Annotated in this window: 14 protein-coding genes; 7 read left to right on the forward strand and 7 right to left on the reverse strand. The window is 75.1% G+C overall.

The window, feature by feature from the left end:
* Positions 1 to 174 precede the first annotated feature (174 nt).
* The 3 genes from ACSHWO_RS23780 to ACSHWO_RS23790 are packed head-to-tail and all read right to left on the reverse strand — an operon-like array spanning position 175 to position 3,390.
* Positions 175 to 1,080: a heme ABC transporter ATP-binding protein gene (locus ACSHWO_RS23780; RefSeq protein ID WP_438314678.1), complete on the reverse strand. Its 906-nt coding sequence runs from the start codon at positions 1,078 to 1,080 to the stop codon at positions 175 to 177.
* Positions 1,077 to 2,276 (reverse strand): FecCD family ABC transporter permease, encoded by a 1,200-nt coding sequence (locus ACSHWO_RS23785; RefSeq protein ID WP_438314681.1) that lies wholly within the window; start codon positions 2,274 to 2,276, stop codon positions 1,077 to 1,079. Before ACSHWO_RS23785 ends, ACSHWO_RS23780 begins: the two co-directional genes overlap by 4 nt.
* Position 2,277: 1 nt before the next feature.
* The gene (locus ACSHWO_RS23790; protein ID WP_438314684.1) at positions 2,278 to 3,390 is read right to left on the reverse strand and encodes a heme/hemin ABC transporter substrate-binding protein; all 1,113 of its coding nucleotides are present in this window, start codon (positions 3,388 to 3,390) and stop codon (positions 2,278 to 2,280) included.
* A 115-nt stretch (positions 3,391 to 3,505) separates the two neighbouring features.
* Here ACSHWO_RS23790 and ACSHWO_RS23795 point away from each other — a divergent pair, with 115 nt between their 5' ends.
* The 3 genes from ACSHWO_RS23795 to ACSHWO_RS23805 all read left to right on the forward strand — a co-directional run bounded on the left by ACSHWO_RS23795 (position 3,506) and on the right by ACSHWO_RS23805 (position 7,336).
* Positions 3,506 to 4,984 (forward strand): HtaA domain-containing protein, encoded by a 1,479-nt coding sequence (locus ACSHWO_RS23795; protein ID WP_438314687.1) that lies wholly within the window; start codon positions 3,506 to 3,508, stop codon positions 4,982 to 4,984.
* Positions 4,985 to 5,049: 65 nt separating this feature from the next.
* Entirely contained in the window at positions 5,050 to 6,552 is a 1,503-nt protein-coding gene (locus tag ACSHWO_RS23800; RefSeq protein ID WP_438314690.1) for an HtaA domain-containing protein, read from the forward strand.
* Positions 6,553 to 6,637: 85 nt separating this feature from the next.
* Positions 6,638 to 7,336, forward strand: a complete 699-nt coding sequence (locus tag ACSHWO_RS23805; RefSeq protein WP_385849303.1) for a PhzF family phenazine biosynthesis protein — start codon at positions 6,638 to 6,640, stop codon at positions 7,334 to 7,336.
* Positions 7,337 to 7,398: 62 nt separating this feature from the next.
* Here the strand turns inward: ACSHWO_RS23805 and ACSHWO_RS23810 are convergent, their stop codons facing one another.
* Both ACSHWO_RS23810 and map read right to left on the reverse strand, forming a co-directional pair.
* Entirely contained in the window at positions 7,399 to 8,046 is a 648-nt protein-coding gene (locus tag ACSHWO_RS23810; protein ID WP_361096811.1) for a heme oxygenase (biliverdin-producing), read from the reverse strand.
* Positions 8,047 to 8,196: 150 nt separating this feature from the next.
* Positions 8,197 to 9,054 (reverse strand): type I methionyl aminopeptidase, encoded by an 858-nt coding sequence (gene map / locus ACSHWO_RS23815; RefSeq protein ID WP_361096814.1) that lies wholly within the window; start codon positions 9,052 to 9,054, stop codon positions 8,197 to 8,199.
* 103 nt (positions 9,055 to 9,157) lie between these two features.
* On the opposite strand from map, the gene ACSHWO_RS23820 reads away from it, so the two are divergent.
* Both ACSHWO_RS23820 and npdG read left to right on the forward strand, forming a co-directional pair.
* Positions 9,158 to 9,394 carry a hypothetical protein gene (locus ACSHWO_RS23820; RefSeq protein WP_438314695.1) on the forward strand — a complete coding sequence of 79 codons (237 nt, stop codon included), beginning with the start codon at positions 9,158 to 9,160 and terminating at the stop codon, positions 9,392 to 9,394.
* Between the two features lie 178 nt (positions 9,395 to 9,572).
* The gene (gene npdG / locus ACSHWO_RS23825) at positions 9,573 to 10,277 is read left to right on the forward strand and encodes an NADPH-dependent F420 reductase (protein WP_361096820.1); all 705 of its coding nucleotides are present in this window, start codon (positions 9,573 to 9,575) and stop codon (positions 10,275 to 10,277) included.
* Between the two features lie 33 nt (positions 10,278 to 10,310).
* Here npdG and ACSHWO_RS23830 read toward each other — a convergent pair whose 3' ends face one another.
* Positions 10,311 to 12,380 carry a TerD family protein gene (locus ACSHWO_RS23830; protein WP_438314698.1) on the reverse strand — a complete coding sequence of 690 codons (2,070 nt, stop codon included), beginning with the start codon at positions 12,378 to 12,380 and terminating at the stop codon, positions 10,311 to 10,313.
* 266 nt (positions 12,381 to 12,646) lie between these two features.
* Here ACSHWO_RS23830 and ACSHWO_RS23835 point away from each other — a divergent pair, with 266 nt between their 5' ends.
* The gene (locus ACSHWO_RS23835; RefSeq protein WP_438314701.1) at positions 12,647 to 12,832 is read left to right on the forward strand and encodes a hypothetical protein; all 186 of its coding nucleotides are present in this window, start codon (positions 12,647 to 12,649) and stop codon (positions 12,830 to 12,832) included.
* A gap of 96 nt (positions 12,833 to 12,928) precedes the next feature.
* Here the strand turns inward: ACSHWO_RS23835 and ACSHWO_RS23840 are convergent, their stop codons facing one another.
* The gene (locus ACSHWO_RS23840) at positions 12,929 to 13,732 is read right to left on the reverse strand and encodes a site-2 protease family protein (protein ID WP_385849301.1); all 804 of its coding nucleotides are present in this window, start codon (positions 13,730 to 13,732) and stop codon (positions 12,929 to 12,931) included.
* Here ACSHWO_RS23840 and ACSHWO_RS23845 point away from each other — a divergent pair.
* Positions 13,731 to 17,303 (forward strand): AfsR/SARP family transcriptional regulator, encoded by a 3,573-nt coding sequence (locus ACSHWO_RS23845; protein ID WP_438314705.1) that lies wholly within the window; start codon positions 13,731 to 13,733, stop codon positions 17,301 to 17,303. The genes ACSHWO_RS23840 and ACSHWO_RS23845 overlap by 2 nt on opposite strands.
* Positions 17,304 to 17,348 lie beyond the last annotated feature (45 nt).

Raw genomic sequence — 17,348 nt, forward strand, 5'->3', positions numbered from 1 at the left:
GGGTCGGCGGACGGCGTGCGGCAGACGGCCCCCCGGGTGGGGCGGCCGGAGAGGCGCACCTAACTTAGCTGAGCCTTACTTGACCCATACCCGTCCGTCCAGTGATCTGACGCACACCTTTCGACTCCGGGCACGGAGTCGTCACGGAGACCCCACGGCCACCCCATGGAAGAGTCAAGCGGAAGTCAAGTCGAAGTGACTCTCCGGTACTGCGGTCGTGTCTGCGTCGCGGACGGGGACCACAAGCGGAATCCCGGATCGCGGATGTGGCAGGACCTCCACGGGCTGCCGGTAGACCCGGCCGAGCAGATCCGCGCGCAGCACGTCGGCCGGTGGCCCGTCCGCGGCGATCCGCCCGGCGTCGAGGACGGCGATGCGGTCGGCGTGGGCCGCGGCGAGGCCCAGGTCGTGCAGGACCGCGACCACCGCGTCCCCGGCCGCCGCCCGCTCCCGGCAGATCCGCAGCACCAGCTCCTGGTGGCGCAGGTCGAGGGCCGCCGTCGGCTCGTCGAGCAGCAGCAGCGGGGCCTGTTGGGCCAGCGCCCGGGCCAGTGCCACCCGGGCCCTTTCTCCGCCGGACAGGGCGGTGAAGTGGCGGTCGGCGAAACCGGACACCTCCGTGGCGGCCATCGCCCGGGTCACGGCCTCCTCGTCGGCCCCGGTGCCGGCGGTGCCGGTGCCGGCCCAGGGCGCGCGGCCCATCCGTACGACCTCCACCACGGTGAACGGGAAGGAGAGCTCCGCGGCCTGGGGGAGCACGGCCCGGCGCAGGGCCAGCTCCGGGGCCGTCCACTCGCCCGCCGGGCGCCCGTCGATCCGTACGGTGCCCGCGGCGGGGGGCAGGTCGGCGGCGAGCGCGGCGAGCAGCGTGGACTTGCCGGCGCCGTTCGGGCCGACCAGGGCCAGCACTTCACCGGCGCGGGCCGCCAGGTCGATCCCGGCGAGGACCGGGCGTCCGCCGAGGCGGGCGTGCAGGCCGGCGGCCTCGGCGACGGCGGTGCCCGCGGGGCGGCGTTCGGGGACGGTGTGCCGGCGCCGCCGAAGGAAGCGGAAGCCGGCGGGTGCGGTGGCGGCGGTCATGCCCAGCCTCCCTGCCCACGGCGGGTGCGGCGCAGCAGCCAGAAGAAGAACGGGCTGCCGACCAGTGCGGTGAGCACCCCGAGCGGCAGCTCCGCCGGGGCGGCCACGGTCCGGGCGGCGAGGTCGCCCGAGAGCAGCACCGCCGCACCGGCCAGGGCGCTGCCGGGGACCAGGAAGCGGTGGCCGGGGCCGTTCGCCATGCGCAGCAGGTGCGGGACGAGCAGGCCGACGAAGGTGATGACGCCGGCCACGGCGACGGCGGCCGCGGTCAGCAGGGCGACGACGACGATGAGCGTGAGCCGCAGCCGCTCGACGTCCACGCCGAGGTGGCGGGCGGGCCGTTCGCCGAGGGAGAGGAGGTCCAGCCGGCGGGCGTAGCAGGGGGCGAGGACCAGTCCGGCGGCGGTGCAGGGCAGGACGGCCAGCACCTTGGGCCAGGTGGCCTGGGCGAGGGAGCCGAGCTGCCAGAAGGTGATCTGGTTGACCTGGCCGCTGTCCGCGAAGAAGACGCACAGGCCGATGAGGGCGCCCGCGAAGGCGTTGACGGCGATGCCGGTGAGGACGAGGGTGACGACCTCGGTCCGGCCGCCGGTCCGCGACAGCAGGTACACGGCGCCGACCGTGAGCAGGCCGGCGGTGAACGCGCAGGCGGTGACGGTCCAGTTGCCGAGGAAGCCGAGGCCGAGGCCGATGGCGGCGACCGCGCCGACGGCGGCGCCCGCCGAGATGCCGATGACGCCGGGCTCGGCGAGCGGATTGCCGAACACCCCCTGCATCAGGGCTCCCGCGCAGCCCAGGCTGGCCCCGACGAGCAGGGCGAGGGCGACGCGGGGGAGGCGTACGTTCCACAGCACGCTCTCGCCGACCCGGTCGAGCGGGGCCCCGCCGAGGCCCAGGTGGTGCCGGAGGGAGCCGAGGACGTCCCCGAGCGGGATCTCGTACGCCCCGGCGCCGGCGGAGGCGAGCGCGAGCAGGACGAGCACGGCGCCGAGCCCGGCGACCAGCCGGGCGCCCCGGCGGCCCCGGGCGCCCGGTCCCCGGCGGCCGGGGTCGGCGGCGGCGGCAGGGTCGGCGCCGGCGGTCGCGGACCCGGGCGCGTACCCGGGCACGGGCGCCGGTGCGGGCGTGGGGGCCGGTGCGGGTGCGGCCGGGGGTGCTGCCGTCCCGGCGGCGGGTTCCGTGGTGCGGTCGCCCATGTCAGGCCCCGCCGTAGAGCTGGGTGACGAGCGAGGCGAGCACCTGGTCGGTGCGGGGCCCGTAGTTGAGGAGGACCCCGTCGTCGATGCTGATCACGCGGCGGTCCATGCCGGCCGGTGTCTGGGCGACCCCGGGGATCTTCACCAGGCCGTCCGGGCCGCCGACGGACTCCAGGCCCCTGGACATGACGAGGAGGGCGTCGGGCGCGGCGGCCGCGAGGGCCTCGCTGGTGATCGGGGTGAAGTCCTTGCCGAGGCCGGACTCCTTGCCGGTGTCGACGGCGCCCGCGGCCTCCAGCAGCGAGGACGCCCCGGAGTCGGAGCCGCCCATCAGGTACACGGACGCGGAGCCGCGAAGGTACAGGAACGCCACCCGGGGCCGTTTCCCCGGGGCGGCGGCCTGCGCCGGCACCCCCGCCCGGGCCGCGGCGATCCGCTCGGCGGTGCGCTGGTTCAGCCGCGTCCCGGCGTCCTCGACGCCCAGCGCGGCGGCCACGGCGTCGATCCTCCGGGGTACGTCCTCCAGGGACTTGGCCGGGGCAACCACCAGCAGCGGAATGCCCGCGTCGCGGATCTGCCGGACGGCCTCGGCGGGGCCGGTGGTGGTCTCGGCCAGGACCAGCGTGGGGCGCAGGGACAGCACGCTCTCGGCGGAGACCTCGTGACCCCGGGTCACCACGGGCAGCTGCGCGGCCTGTTCGAAGGTGGCGGTGATGTCGCGGGCGACGACCCGGGGGCCGAGGCCGAGGGTGTGGACGATCTCGTTGAGGCTGCCGGTCAGCGGCACCACGCGGTCGGCGGACGCGACCGTCACCGGGCTGCCGTCGGCCGAGGGCACGGTCACCGGGAGGGCGGGCACCGGGGCGGGGGAGAGGGGCTCCACCCGGTCCGGGGGCGCGGCGGCGCTGCGGGCGGAGGGGCCCGCGCCGGGCGGGTCCGTGTGCGCGCAGCCGGTGACGGCGGCGGCCGTCGCCAGGGCGCAGAAGGCGAGGGCGAAGCGGCCGAGGGCGAGCCGGCCGAGCACGAGGTGGCCGCGGGCGGGACGGCGGCCGCGGGGGTGGCCCCCGGGGAATCGGCGGGTGGGGCGGGGGGCTGCCGCGGCGGGCGTAGGCACGAAGGCACCGTCCTGGTCGTCCGGCTGATGGTCCGTCGGGTGGAGGGGTTCCACTCCCGATCGGGATAGCTTAGGTTAGCCTAACCTTACTAACCAGGTCCTGGAGGGGACATCGATGTCCGCACGCCCCGTCCGCCCGTTCGCCGTCGCCCTCGCGGCGACCCTGGCGGCTCTGCTCGCGGCCCTGCTACCCGCCGCCGGAGCCCACGCGGTGAGCCGTGCCGTGCAGGGCGGCAGGCTCGACTGGGGCCTCAAGTCGTCCTTCCAGAGTTACGTCACCGGCCCGGTCGCAAAAGGCGTATTCCAGCTGAGGGGCGGAGCCGCCACGGTCGGCGGAAGCCTGTTCCGCTTCCACTCGGCCACCGGCACCTACGACCCCGACACCGGTGCCTTCGAAGCGGCCTTCAGCGGTGGCGTCGCCTTCCACGGCCATCCGAAGCCCGACGGCACCCACGAGCTGGACCTGACGATCAGCAGGCCCGCGATCCGGATCGAAGGCGGCAGCGGCACCCTCTACGCGGACGTCGTCGGCAGGGCCGAGGGCACCGGCCGGACCACCAGCCTCTCCCGGGTCCCCTTCGCCACCCTCGGCCTCGGAGGCATCGACATGAGGGGCAGCGGCAGCCCGCTCGCCCTCACCAACGTACCCGCCACCCTCACCGAGCAGGGCGCCCAGGCCTTCGCCGGCTACTACCCGGCCGGCACCCCGCTCGACCCGATCACGCTCTCCGTCGACGTCCGGTCCGCCCCGGCCGCGGCTCCCTCGCCGTCCCCGAGCGCCGCGGCCGGGGCCTCCCCCGGTGCGCAGACCCCCGCCGGGCGGGGCGCGTTCACCGACGCGGCCGTCGACTGGGGCGTGCGGCGCACCTTCCGCGAGTACGTCACCGGCGCCGTGGGCCAGGGCAGGTGGACCCTCGCCGAGGGCGCCCAGGACGGTGGGGCGTTGTTCCGCTTCCCGCAGGGCAAGGGCGCGTACGACGGCCGGAAGGGCACCCTCGACGCCGCCTTCGCCGGCACCGTCCACTTCACCGGCGCCCACCTCGACCTCAAGCTCGGCAAGGTCGTCGTCAGGGTGGAGGGCGGCAAGGGCGTCCTCAGCACCGACGTCACCACCGGCGGGGACACGAAGCCCGCCGTCCCGCTCGTCGAGTTCGACGCGGCCGGCCTGAAGACCGAGGGCGCGCTCGCCACCCTCGCCGAGGCCCGGGCCACCCTGACCGAGGACGGCTCCCGGGCCCTCGGCTCCATGTACAGGGCCGGCACCGAGATGGACCCCGTATCCCTCGCCGTCGCCCTCGACGCCACCGCCCACCTGCCCGCCCTGCCCGACCTGGGCTCCGCCCGGGCGACGCCCGCCGGCCCGCAGACGACCGCCTCCCCGGCCGCAGGGCCGTCCGCCACCGCGCCGCGGTCCGGCGGAGGGTCGGACGCCGGGCTGTACGCCGCCCTCGCCGCGGCCCTCCTGGTGCCGGCCGGCGGCGCCGGATGGCTGCTGGCGCTGCGGCGCCGCCGCGCGCGGGCCGCCTCCGCGGCCGAGTCCGCTTCCGCTTCCGTGGCCGAGTCCGCCTCCGGTGCACAGCCGGGCCACCCCTGAGCCACCCGTCCCGCACGCCTCACACGGCTGCACGCCACCCCCGTACCCCTCAGGAGATCCAGCCCATGTCCTCATCCACCCGCCGCCGCTCCACAGCCCTCGCGGCGGCCGTCGTCACCGCCGCCGCGCTCGGCGTCACCGTCCTCGCCATGCCCGCCACGGCCGTGGGCGCAGCGCCCGCGCCCGCCGCCCCGGCTGCCGCCGTCCCCGCCGCCGCGCCCCTGCCGATCGTGAACGGCACCCTCGACTGGGGCGTCCTGGCGCGCTACCGGGCGTACGTCACGGGCATGGCCAAGGGCACGATCACCCCGGCCGACGGCGCCGAGGCCAACGCGGACGGATCCTTCCGCTTCCCCTCCGCCACCGGTGCGTACGACAAGGACGGCGGCCACGTCGTGACCGCCGCCTTCAAGGGCAGCGTCACCTTCGAGTCCACGGCCCACGGCTTCAAGGTCACCCTCGCCAACCTCCGCATCGACACGGGCACCAAGAAGCTCACCGCGGACGTCACCAAGAACGGCACGCTCGCCCGTGACGTCCCGCTGGCCGACGTCGCCTTCACCGGCCGCGCGATGGACCGGCTCGCCACCACCCTCACCAAGGAGGCCGCCGACCAGCTCGGCTCCGAGCAGTACGCCGGCTTGGCCGGCGACCCGCTCACCGCGGCCCTGGAGTTCGGCAAGCCCACCCCGCCGTCGCCGTCCGCGCCCTCGCCGTCCCCTTCGACGGCGCCTTCCCCGTCGGCGTCGAACGGCGGGCCCGCGCCCACCCTCGCGCCCTCGCCGGGCGCGGGCTCCCCGTCTTCGGGCGGGCCGCAGCAGCTGGTCGGCGGCCGGCTGACCTGGGGCGTGAAGGAGTCGTTCCGTACGTACGTGGTGAAGGGCGGCGGCTCCGTCACCCCGGCCGGCGGCGCGGTGGCCGCGGGCACCAGCTTCTCCTTCGCCTTCGGCAAGGGCGAACTCGACGCCGTCCGGCAGAAGCTGGACGCCTCCTTCGCCGGCAGCCTCCGCTTCCAGCGGCCCGACCACCGCATCGACATGACCTTCACCAACCTGCGGGTCAACGCGGAGGGCAAGAAGGGCACGCTGGTCCTGGACGTGAAGACACCCGGGGCGACCAAGGCGGACGTCCCCTTCGCCACCCTCGACCTGTCGAAGGCCGACTACCGCACCAGCGGCGGGGTCCTCACCCTGGCATCCGTCCCGGCAGCCTTCACCGCCGAGGGCTCCGCGGCGATCGGCGCCCCCAGCCCCGACTACGCCGAGGGCAAGCCGGCCGACCCGGTCACCCTGTCGGTGACCGTCGACAAGGACGCCGCCCTGCCCGGCACCGCGCCCACCCCGACCGGGACCGGCGGCACTGCCGGCTCCGGCACAAGCGGCAGCACCACCACCGCCGGGTCCGCCAGCACGGTCGGCGGCGGCACCGGCGGCCCGGGTGGCGGAAAGCTCGCCGCCACCGGCGCCGAGGTCCCGGCCGGGGCGCTGCTCGCGGCCTCCGGCGCGGCCGTCGTGGCCGGCGCGGGAGCCCTGTCCCTGGCCCGCAGGCGGCGCACCGCCCGCTCCTGAGCGGGATCTGATCCGGACGTGACCATGCCCTGAGCAGGGCCCGGCCCTGAGTTCGTACTTAACCGCGCCGTGTTTGAATGCCCGCGTGAACGATCTCGACGTACTCAGGGTCTTCTGCGCGGGCGACGGCCGGTTCGGCAACGTGCTCGGTGTCGTACGCGACGGCCGGACCTGCCCCGACGACGAGGCGCGGCAGGCCCTGGCCGCCGAACTCGGCTACAGCGAGACGGTGTTCGTCGACGACCCCGAGCGCGGGGTCGTCGACATCCGTACGCCCGGCACGCGGATGTCCTTCGCGGGCCACCCGCTGGTCGGGGTCGCCTGGCTGCTGGACATCGAGGAGCTCCAGCCGCCCGCCGGCGAGGTGTGGGCCCGGTACGACGGGGAGTTCACCTGGATCACCGCCCGGCCCGAGTGGGTGGAGGGCAAGCGCACCGAGCAGTACGCGACCCCCGCCGACGTCGACGCGCTGCCCGCCCCGCCGCCGGGCGAGGGCTGGCTGTACGCGTGGGCCTGGGAGGACGAGGCCGCGGGCCGGATCCGGGCCCGCGGCTTCCCGCGGCGCCCGGACGGGATCATCGCCGAGGACGAGGCCACCGGCTCGGCGGCGGTGCTGCTGACGGCACAGCTGAACCGCGCCCTGAACATCACCCAGGGCGCGGGTTCGCAGATCCTCACCGCCCCCGGCCCGGACGGCAGCGTCGAGATCGGCGGCCGCGTCCGCTTCGACACCCCGCCCCAGGCGGGACCGGTGTACGGCCGCATGGGCGGCCCGATGCGCTGAGCGCACGCCTCCCCGCGGGCGCGAGCCCGCGAGGACGTGGCGAGGCGGGGAGGCGGGTGGGCTCAGGCGCTGAGCGGGAACTCCTCCCCCAGCTGCCGGAAGACCGCGCCGTTGTAGTCGAAGGCGCGCTTGCACTCGTCGACGATGCGCTGCTTCTCCAGGTCGTCCGCGGCGATCGCGTCCAGCAGCTCGCGGTACTGCCGCTTGAAGGAGGCCGGGTTGGCGATGGCGGCGAACACGTAGAACCGGACGCCGTCGCCCTTGCGCTCGAAGCCCCAGGTCCGCTCCGCCTTGTCGCGGATGATCTGGCCGCCGGAGAGGTCGCCCAGGTAGCGCGTGTAGTGGTGGGCGACGTACCCGCCGGGCCAGGTGGCCGCGCACTCGGAGATCCGGTCCGCGTACGCCCCGGTGGCGGGCAGCGCCACCAGCGTCTCCCGCCAGGACGGGCCGCGCAGATGGGCCAGGTCGCGCTCGATCTCGGCGACGCGCATCAGCTCGGGCCGTATGAAGGGGCCCGCGACCGGGTCGTCGCGGAGGGCTTGGGCGGCGTCCTCCAGGGCCCGGTACACGAACCACAGCTGCTCGGTGTAGCGCGCGTACGCGTCCACCCCGAGGCGGCCGCCGAGCAGGTCGCTCATGAACGTCGAGGACTCCGCCTCGGTGTGCTGCTCGTGCGAAGCGACACGGATGACCGTGGAGAAGGCGTCCAAGACAAGACCTCCGTCGGGCGTGGATGCGGGCACGGCGGCACGGGTGACCGCCGCGCCCCGATCCTCTTACTTAGGCTTACCTAAGTCAATGTGTTCCCGACGTGTTGTCGGTAAAACGCCCCCGGGGTCGAAACCTCGTCGGCGGGGCCCCTACGGCAGGGTGAGGATGTCGGCTCCCGTGTCCGTCACCACCAGTGTGTGCTCGAACTGCGCGGTCCGCTTCCGGTCCTTCGTGACGACGGTCCAGCCGTCCTCCCACATGTCGTACTCGTGGGTGCCCAGCGTCAGCATCGGCTCGATCGTGAAGGTCATCCCCGGCTGCATCACCGTTGTGGCGTGCGGGCTGTCGTAGTGCGGGATGATCAGGCCGGAGTGGAAGGACGAGTTGATGCCGTGACCGGTGAAGTCACGGACCACGCCGTAGCCGAACCGCTTCGCGTACGACTCGATGACCCGCCCGATGACGTTGACCTGCCGGCCCGGCTTGACCGCCTTGATGGCCCGGTTCAGGGCCTCCCGGGTGCGCTCCACCAGCAGTCGGGACTCGTCGTCCACGTCCCCGCACAGGTAGGTGGCGTTGTTGTCGCCGTGCACGCCGCCGATGTACGCGGTGACGTCCAGGTTCACGATGTCGCCGTCGCGCAGCACCGTGGAGTCGGGGATGCCGTGGCAGATGACCTCGTTGACCGAGGAGCACAGGGACTTCGGGAAGCCCCGGTAGCCGAGCGTCGACGGGTAGGCGCCGTGGTCGCACATGTACTCGTGCGCCACCCGGTCCAGTGCGTCGGTGGTCACCCCGGGGGCGATCAGCTTCGCCGCCTCCTCCATCGCCTGCGCGGCGATCCGGCCGGCGGTGCGCATGGCCTCGATGGTCTCGGCCGACTGCACCTCCGGTCCGGTGTACGGGGTGGGCGCGGGCTTGCCCACGTACTCGGGCCGGCGGATGTTGCCGGGAACGGAACGGGTCGGAGAGAGCTCGCCGGGGACGAGCAGCGACTGGCCAGACATGCAAGCGAGTGTATCCAGCGGGGATGGGGCAGCATGGCGGCAGAGAACAGCGGAGACCGGCGCAGAGTGCCGCAGAGCCGGCGGCGAGAGGAGCCCGAGGACGATGGCCCTGTTCAAGAAGCGTCAGGTGGGCAAACCGGGCGAGTGGTACTACTGCCTGGTGCACCAGAAGGTCGAGGAGGGGCCCGAGTGCCCGGCGAAGGACCGTTTCGGCCCGTACGCCACCCCCGAGGAGGCCGCCCACGCCATGGAGACCGCGCGGGAGCGCAACCTCGAATGGCAGAACGACCCCAAGTGGAACGACAAGTCCCGCGAGGACGACGAGGGCACGACCACCTGACGGCCCGGACGCGGGCGAGCGGGACGAGCGGACGGGCGGGACGGGCGGGGCGGGCGGGCGGACTGCGCCCCGCCCGTCCGCCCGCCCTGCCGCCGCCCGCAACGACACGAACCGGCCCCGCCCCCGGGCACCACCGATGCCTGTTCGATCGCCCGGGGCCCGGCATTACGCTCACCCCATGACCTCCACTGACAGCACACAGAAGCCCGCCGCGAAGGACCCGTGGGACCTGCCGGACGTCTCCGGCCTCGTCGTCGGCGTCCTCGGCGGCACCGGCGACCAGGGCCGCGGCCTGGCCTACCGGCTCGCCAAGGCCGGCCAGAAGGTGATCATCGGCTCCCGCGCCGCCGACCGTGCGGCGCACGCCGCCGCCGAACTGGGCCTGGGCGTGGAGGGCGCGGACAACGCCGAATGCGCGCGCCGCAGCGACATCGTGATCATCGCGGTGCCGTGGGAGGGCCACGCGAAGACCCTGGAGGCCCTGCGCGAGGACCTCGCGGGCAAGCTCGTCGTGGACTGCGTCAACCCCCTCGGCTTCGACAAGCAGGGCGCCTACGCCCTCCAGGTCGAGGAGGGCAGCGCCGCCCAGCAGGCCGCCGCCCTCCTCCCGGACTCCCGCGTCACGGCCGCCTTCCACCACCTCTCGGCGGTCCTGCTCCAGGACGAGACGGTCGAGGAGATCGACACCGACGTGATGGTCCTCGGCGAGTCCCGCGCCGACACGGACATCGTCCAGGCCCTGGCCGGCCGCATCCCCGGCATGCGCGGCGTCTTCGCCGGCCGCCTGCGCAACGCCCACCAGGTCGAGTCCCTGGTCGCGAACCTCATCTCCGCCAACCGCCGCTACAAGGCCCACTCGGGCCTCCGCATCACCGACGTCTGAGCCTCCGGCGTCCCCGGGCCGGGCCGCCGCGCCTCAGCCGCGGCGGCCCGGACGGCCCTCGAAAGCGCCCACGTGCGCCAGCACCCCGTGGTAGAAGCGGTCCACGGCATCGTCCACGCTGCGGATGAAGCCCGACTCGGCGTTCCCCCGGGTGCTGCCCATGCCCTTGATCAGCGACAGCCGGAACCCGGTGAGCTGCGCCCCGTTGCCGGGCAGCAGGTCGCCCGGTTCCGGACGCAGCCGCTCCAAGGTGCCCCGCGGCCCGTGCCCGCTCTCGACGAGGGTCTCGACGTGCAGGTCCGCGGGAGCCTCGGCGAGCATCCGCACGAGCCGCTTCGCGGACGACAGCGGGTAGGAGCCTTCCGGCGCCGGCACCTCGGCCGACGTGCGGATCTTCCCCGTCCGCAGGTCGGCGGTCACGGCGATGACACTGCTCGTGCCGTCGATCCGCATCTCCGCACAGAGCCGGCCGTCCCGGCACAACGCCTCGGCCGCCTCCGCCCGCCGGGCCCCGGGGGCGCTGCCGCGCCGGGCGCGCTGCACGGGCAGTGCCTTCTGCCCCAGCTCGCCGCCGACGCGCAGGCACACCTGGCGGATGAGCCGCTCCCAGCTCTCCACGACGGCTACGGCGCGCTCGTCCCCGATGCCGAGCGTCTCGTCCTCGATCCCCCTGCGCACGGGCACCCACGCCGGGCCCATGTTCTGGAAGCCCTGACAGCCGGACTGATCGTGCCGCAAGTAGGCCAGGAGCTCCTGGAGGAGCCAGGCGTGCGCGGCGTTGCCGACGCCCTCGTGGTGGATCAGCATCTGTGCCTGGTGCGCCACCTCCGCCCACGACAGGTGCCAGAGACTGACCTTGTGCTTGCGCCGACCGTCGATCTTGACGTTCACCACGGCCGCGCCTTCGAGGGCCACGTCGTTGGAGAGGGTGATCACGGCCTCGTAGCCGCGGCGCGCGGCGATGTCCACGTACTCCTGGACCTGCTCCTGCTTCAGCGCATTGCCGTTCGTCTTCGTCTCCAGCAGCGCCGTCCACAGCTTGCCGGCCCGCTCGACGCGGATGACGCCGTCCGGCCGCCGGGGCGTGTCGCCGTGGGGGAGGGACACCTCGGTGAAGGTCTGCATCCGGCCCGCGGGCGCGCCGAACCCGGCGGTGAGCCGGCGCCCGAACTCCGGCACCTCGGCCATCACGGACAGCAGGACCGACGTGGCGCGCACCTCCCGCTCCTTGTCGCTCTTGAGCGTCGGGGCCGGGAACAGGCGCGCCCGGCGCCAGGAGTCGTTCTCGGCGAGCGACTTCCCGGCCACCTTCGGCAGGGTGACCTTCTTCTTCGTGGTCCGCGCGCCCCGGCCTGCTCGCTGGGCCGGGACGGCGGGGGCCGGTGCGGCCGCCGGGGCCTCCCCGGCGGCCGCACCGGATCCTGTGACTCCGCTTGTGGCTGCGGCCGCGGCGCCGCCTCCCGTTCCGGCGGAGGGCTGTGCCGACCCGGTGGCCGGACCGGCCGCGGCCGGTCCGGTCGGTCCCCGGTCCCCGTCCGCCGCCCCACCCGGTTCGGTCTCGTCGAGCACCTCGATGCCGAAGTCGGTCGCCAGACCTGCCAGGCCGCTCTCATACCCCTGGCCGACGGCCCGGAACTTCCACTCCTCGCCCCGCCGGTACAGCTCGCCGAAGATGAAGGCCGTCTCCGCGCCCGCGTCCTCGATGGAGAAGCCGACCAGCGGCTCGCCGGACCGGTCCGAGACGGTCATCCGCAGGTCGTCGAGGTCGCCGAAACGGGCGCTGCCGTACTGGCTGGCGGCCACCACGATCCGGGCGACGTCCTCAGGGATGGCGGTGAGGTCGACGCTGATGCGGTCCTCGTCGCCGTTGCCCGTGGGGGTCTTCCCCAGCAGCTGCACACTGCCGTCGGCCGCGGCCGGGTTGTTGTAGAAGTAGAAGTCGTTCTCGCCGCGGACCTTGCCGTCCGCGCCCACGAGGAGGACGGAGACGTCGGCGTCGCCCGAGCCCGACGTACTGCTCCAGCCCAGGCTCACCACCACGGATCCGGAGTCCTCGCCGAGCGCGGTCAGGCTGACGTTGGCGCCCTTGGTGATCTCTTGCATGCGGTACCCCCCCACTCGCCCGGCCGGGGCGGCGGCGGACCGTGCAGGCCGGACTGGTCGTTCTGCTGCGGTGCTCAAGCGCGAGCCGTGCGGCACGCTTGCGGCGCACGATAGCGGCGCACCGTGCGCAAGATCAGCCGAACGGGAAAACGGGCCGCCGGACCGAGGCGGGCACCTCGGCCGGGTGCCTTTGCGGGGGGACTGCGGGGCATGGGGGACACTGGAGGGGCTTGACACCCCTTTCGCCCGCCGAGGAGCCGTACCCCATGCCCCGCCTTGCCGTCTTCGCCATCGTCGTCTGCGCCCTGTCCGTGGCGGCGGCCGTGGTCGCCTTCGTCGAGGGCAGCTTCCTGGGGATCGTGTGGGTGCTGCTCGCCGGCCTCACGTCCAACATGGCCTGGTACTACGTGCGCAAGGACAAGGCCCGCAAGGCCTCCGGCTCCGCCGGCTAGTGCGTCGCGGAACCAGGCGCGCGTGAGCGACCGCGCCCCGGTCCTGCGGCTGGAGCCCCGGTCCGAGGGGGACGCGGAGCCGGGCCGCTCGGCCCGCTATTCGGCCTGGGGGACGGTGCAGAGGCCGTCCGTCTCCTGCCAGAAGCGGTACAGGCCGTGGCCGCAGTACGTCTCCACGTCCGAGACGCCCAACCCGGCCAGTACGCCCTCGACCGCGCCGAAGAAGGCCGCGTTGACCGCCGGGACCCACAGCAGCGCGAACACGGCGATCAGGCCGAACGGCGCCAGCGGCGCTATTTCGCGGCGCACCCGGTACGACAGCCAGGGCTCGATGATGCCGTAGCCGTCCAGGCCCGGCACCGGCAGGAAGTTCAGGATCGCCGCGGAGACCTGGAGCAGCGCGAGGAAGGCCAGCGCGAAGCGGAAGGCGAGCGGGACGCCGTCGACGGCGCCCAGCCAGAACGGGGCGGTGCACACCGCAGCGAACGCCACGTTCGTCAGCGGGCCCGCAGCCGAGATCAGGCTGTGCTTCCAGCGGCCCTGCACCCGGTCCCGCTCGATGTACACCGCCCCGCCGGGCAGGCCCAGGCCGCCGAGGATGACGAAGATCACGGGCAGGACGATGCTCAGCAGTGCGTGGGTGTACTTGAGGGGGTTCAGCGTCAGGTAGCCCTTGGCGCCGACGGTGAGGTCGCCGCCGTGCAGGGCGGTGCGGGCGTGCGCGTACTCGTGCAGGCAGAGCGAGACGATCCACGCCGACGTGACGAAGAGGAAGACGGCCAGGCCCGCGCTCGCCGAGTAACCCGTCCACACCGCCCAGCCGGTGACGGCCATGACCGCCACGATGCCGAGGAAGACGGAACTGACCTGCCGGTCGCTGCGCGTGCTCTGATGACCCATGCGGCGAAACCTACCCCGGGCAGGGGCCCGCCCGGGATACCGGTCCGGGGACAATGGGCCGGTGCGCTACGCGATTCTCGGCACCGCCCAGGCCATCCGCGACGACGGCACCACCGTCGCCGTCGGCGGCGCGCGCCTGCGCGCCCTGCTCACCGCGCTCGCGCTGCGGCCGGGGCGGGCGGTGCCGGCCGACCTGCTCGTGGCCGAGGTGTGGGACGGCGACCGGCCGGCCGACGCGAACGCCGCCCTCCAGGCGCTCGTCGCCCGGCTGCGCAGGGCCCTCGGCCACGAGGCCGTGCGGTCGGCGGAGGGCGGGTACCTGCTGGCCGCCGGGCGCGAGGACGTCGACCTGTACCGCTTCGAGGGGCTGGCCCGGTCCGCCGCGGCCGCCGCGGACGCCGACCCCGCGCAGGCGGCCGCCCAGTACGACGAGGCCCTCGCCCTGTGGCGCGGCCCCGCGCTCGCCGACCTCCCCGACCCGGGGCCGGAGGCCGCGCGCTGGGAGGCCGTACGCAGGGACGCGCACCGCGGGCGGCTCGCCGCGGCCCTCGACCTCGGCGAGGCGGCCCGCGTGCTGCCGGAGCTCGCGGCGCTGTGCGCGCAGCATCCGCTGGACGAGCCGCTGCAGGCGCTCCGGATCCGGGCGCTGCGGGACTGCGGGCGCGCGGCCGAGGCCCTGGCCGCCTACGAGGAGGTCCGGCAGGACCTCGCCGACCGGCTGGGCGCCGACCCGGGCCCCGCCCTGCGCACCCTCCACGCCGCCCTGCTGTCCCCGCCCGACGCCCGGCCCGACGCCCGGCCCGACGACTGGTCCGACGCCCGGCCCGACGTCCCGCACCGCTCAGGCGAGACCGCCGCTGCCGCCGCGCCCGCCGGGGCCCACGCAGCCCCGTCCGTCGTCCCGCCCGCCGGTGGTCCCACCGCGGGGTCCTCCCGGGGCCCCGGTGCCGGCCCCGCCCCGGTGCTCCCCGACGCACCGGCCCCCTCCCCCCACCCGGCTCACGCGGCCCACCCGCCGCAGCAGCACCACGCCGGGCCGGCCCGGGGCCGGGGGAACCTGCGGGCGCGGCTGACCACCTTCGTCGGGCGGGAGGACGACATACGGGCCATCGGAGGGGACCTGGCGCAGGCGCGGCTGGTCACCCTGCTCGGGCCCGGCGGGGCCGGCAAGACCCGGCTGTCGCAGGAGGCCGCCGAGACCCACGCCCCGGCGGACTGGCCCGACGGCGTGTGGCTCGCCGAGCTGGCCCCCGTCGACGACCCGGAGGACGTCCCCGAGGCCGTGCTCACCGCCCTCGGGGCCCGCGAGACCAAGCTGCGCGGCGCCTCCACCGAGGAGCTGCGGGTGCTGACCGAGCGCGCCGGCGACCACCCGCTGGACCGGCTCACCGAGCACTGCGCCCGGCTGCGGCTCCTGCTGATCCTGGACAACTGCGAGCACGTCGTCGGCGCCGCCGCCGAGCTCGCCGAGCGCCTCCTCACCCACTGCCCCGGCGTACGGATCCTGGCCACCAGCCGTGAACCGCTCGGCGTACCCGGAGAGTTCCTGCGCCCGGTGGAGCCGCTGCCCGACCCGGTCGCGCTGCGGCTGCTCGGCGACCGCGGCGCCGCCGCCCGGCCCGGCTTCACCACGGGCGACGACCCCGAGGCGGCCGCCGAGATCTGCCGCCGCCTCGACGGGCTGCCGCTCGCCATCGAGCTCGCCGCGGCGCGGCTGCGGCTGCTCACGCCCCGCCAGATCGCCGACCGGCTCGACGACCGCTTCCGGCTGCTGACCAGCGGCGCCCGTACCGTCCTGCCCCGCCAGCAGACCCTGCGCGCAGTCGTCGACTGGTCCTGGGACCTGCTCGACTCCCCCGAGCGGACCGTCCTCGCCCGGCTGTCCGTCTTCGCCGGCGGCTGCGACCTGGCCGCCGCCGAGGCCGTCTGCGCCGACACCCCGCGGGACGGCGCCGACGTCGCGTTCCTCCTCGGCTCCCTCGTCGACAAGTCCCTCGTCACCGCCGCCCCCACCCCCGACGGCATGCGCTACCGGCTCCTGGAGACCGTGGCCGAGTACGCCGGCGAACGGCTGGACGAGGCCCCCGGCGACCGGGCCGCCACCGAGCGGCGCCACCTCGTCCACTACCGGGAGCTCGCCCGCACCACCGAGCCGCTGCTCCGCGGCCACGGCCAGCGCGCCGCCGCCGAACGCCTCGCCACCGAGTACGAGAACGTCCGTACCGCCCTGCGCCGCGCCCTCGCCGCCCGCGACACCGACGAGGTGCTGTGCCTGGTCCACTCCCTCGTCTGGTACTGGCAGATGCACGACCTGCGCTCCGAGTCCCGGCACTGGGCGAACGCCGCCAGCGCCCTCGGCCCGGACCCCTTCCGAGCGCCCGTCACCCCCGCCGAGCCCGTGTACGAGCGCCTCGTCGACACGCCCCCGCCGTACGGCGGGGAGCTGCTCACCGAGGCCTGGCGCGGCATCCGCCTGACCCAGCTCGCCGCCCGCGACCACGAGAACGAGAGCTGGACGTCCCCGGAGGTCCGGCACCAGATCGAGGGGATCGTCGCCGCCTACCGGCCCGGCCTGCCGCAGACCTGTCACGCCCCGGGCTCGCTGTGGGTCTACGCCGCGATGCTCTCCGGGGACCCGGACCTGCTCCAGCGGGTCGTCGACGCCACCGTCGACACCGCCCGCGCCCTCGACTACCGCTGGGAGCTGGCGGGCGCCCTCCAGCTGCGCGCCAACATCCTGGCCAACCGGGCCTCCTGGGCCGGCGACGCCGCCCGCGACGCCGACGAGAGCCTGGCCCTGTTCACCGAACTCGGCGACGACTGGGGCTGCGCGGAGGCCCTGTCCGCACGCGCCGAGTCCCACGAGAAGCGCGGCCGGTACGAGCTCGCCGCCGCGGACTTCCGCTCCGCCATCGAGTACGCCGAGCGGCTCGGCGCATCCTCCCAGGTCACGGTCCTGCGGGTGCGGATGGCCGGGGTCCTGATCGAGAGCGGCCGGGCCGCCGAGGCCGAGGAACTGCTCACCGAGGTCCTGCGCACCCACCAGGCGTACGGCAACGAGGCACTGCCGGCCGCCCGCATGTTCCTGGCCTCCTGCTACGGGCGCAGCGGCCGCATCCCCGAGGGCCGGGCCCAGCTCCAGCGGCTGCGCGAGGAGTTCGCCTTCGGCGCGTTCGCCATCTTCGACGGGTTCCTGCTCGGCACCCTGGCCTGGCTGGAGAACCAGGACGGCCGGCCCGAGGAGGCGCTGGTGCTGCTCCGGCAGGCCGTGCCCACCGCCGGGGAGCCCCTCGCCCTGATGGTCGCCCCCCAACTGCCCGCCGTGTACCTCTTGATGGCGGCCCGCTCCCGGGCGACCCTCGGCGGGCCCTCGCAGGCGTACGACGCGGCGCGGCTGCTCGGCGCGTACCGGGCCCTGCTGCCCACCGGGCACTTCCCCGTCAGCACCGAACGCGAGGACTCCGCCCTGGCGGAGGAGCTGTCCCGGGCGGTGCTCGGCGACGCCGCGTACGAGGCGGCGTACGCCGAGGGCGGCGGCCTCACCCTGGAGGAGGCCACCGCCCTCGTCTGACCCGGCCCCCGCGCGGGGCCCGTCCGGGACGTGATCCGGAGCGGA

The organism is Streptomyces pallidus (ex Mingjun et al. 2026) (assembly GCF_051550185.1).
GTDB lineage: Bacteria > Actinomycetota > Actinomycetes > Streptomycetales > Streptomycetaceae > Streptomyces.

What these genes read in the sequence shown, in the direction of transcription:
- map (WP_361096814.1), bottom strand. Translation starts at nt 9,054, where the DNA reads ATGTCTGGCCAGTCGCTGCTCGTCCCCGGCGAGCTCTCTCCGACCCGT.
- ACSHWO_RS23830 (WP_438314698.1), bottom strand. Translation starts at nt 12,380, where the DNA reads ATGCAAGAGATCACCAAGGGCGCCAACGTCAGCCTGACCGCGCTCGGC.
- ACSHWO_RS23795 (WP_438314687.1), top strand. Translation starts at nt 3,506, where the DNA reads ATGTCCGCACGCCCCGTCCGCCCGTTCGCCGTCGCCCTCGCGGCGACC.
- ACSHWO_RS23840 (WP_385849301.1), bottom strand. Translation starts at nt 13,732, where the DNA reads ATGGGTCATCAGAGCACGCGCAGCGACCGGCAGGTCAGTTCCGTCTTC.
- ACSHWO_RS23780 (WP_438314678.1), bottom strand. Translation starts at nt 1,080, where the DNA reads ATGACCGCCGCCACCGCACCCGCCGGCTTCCGCTTCCTTCGGCGGCGC.
- ACSHWO_RS23785 (WP_438314681.1), bottom strand. Translation starts at nt 2,276, where the DNA reads ATGGGCGACCGCACCACGGAACCCGCCGCCGGGACGGCAGCACCCCCG.
- ACSHWO_RS23800 (WP_438314690.1), top strand. Translation starts at nt 5,050, where the DNA reads ATGTCCTCATCCACCCGCCGCCGCTCCACAGCCCTCGCGGCGGCCGTC.
- ACSHWO_RS23845 (WP_438314705.1), top strand. Translation starts at nt 13,731, where the DNA reads ATGCGGCGAAACCTACCCCGGGCAGGGGCCCGCCCGGGATACCGGTCC.
- ACSHWO_RS23820 (WP_438314695.1), top strand. Translation starts at nt 9,158, where the DNA reads ATGGCCCTGTTCAAGAAGCGTCAGGTGGGCAAACCGGGCGAGTGGTAC.
- npdG (WP_361096820.1), top strand. Translation starts at nt 9,573, where the DNA reads ATGACCTCCACTGACAGCACACAGAAGCCCGCCGCGAAGGACCCGTGG.
- ACSHWO_RS23835 (WP_438314701.1), top strand. Translation starts at nt 12,647, where the DNA reads ATGCCCCGCCTTGCCGTCTTCGCCATCGTCGTCTGCGCCCTGTCCGTG.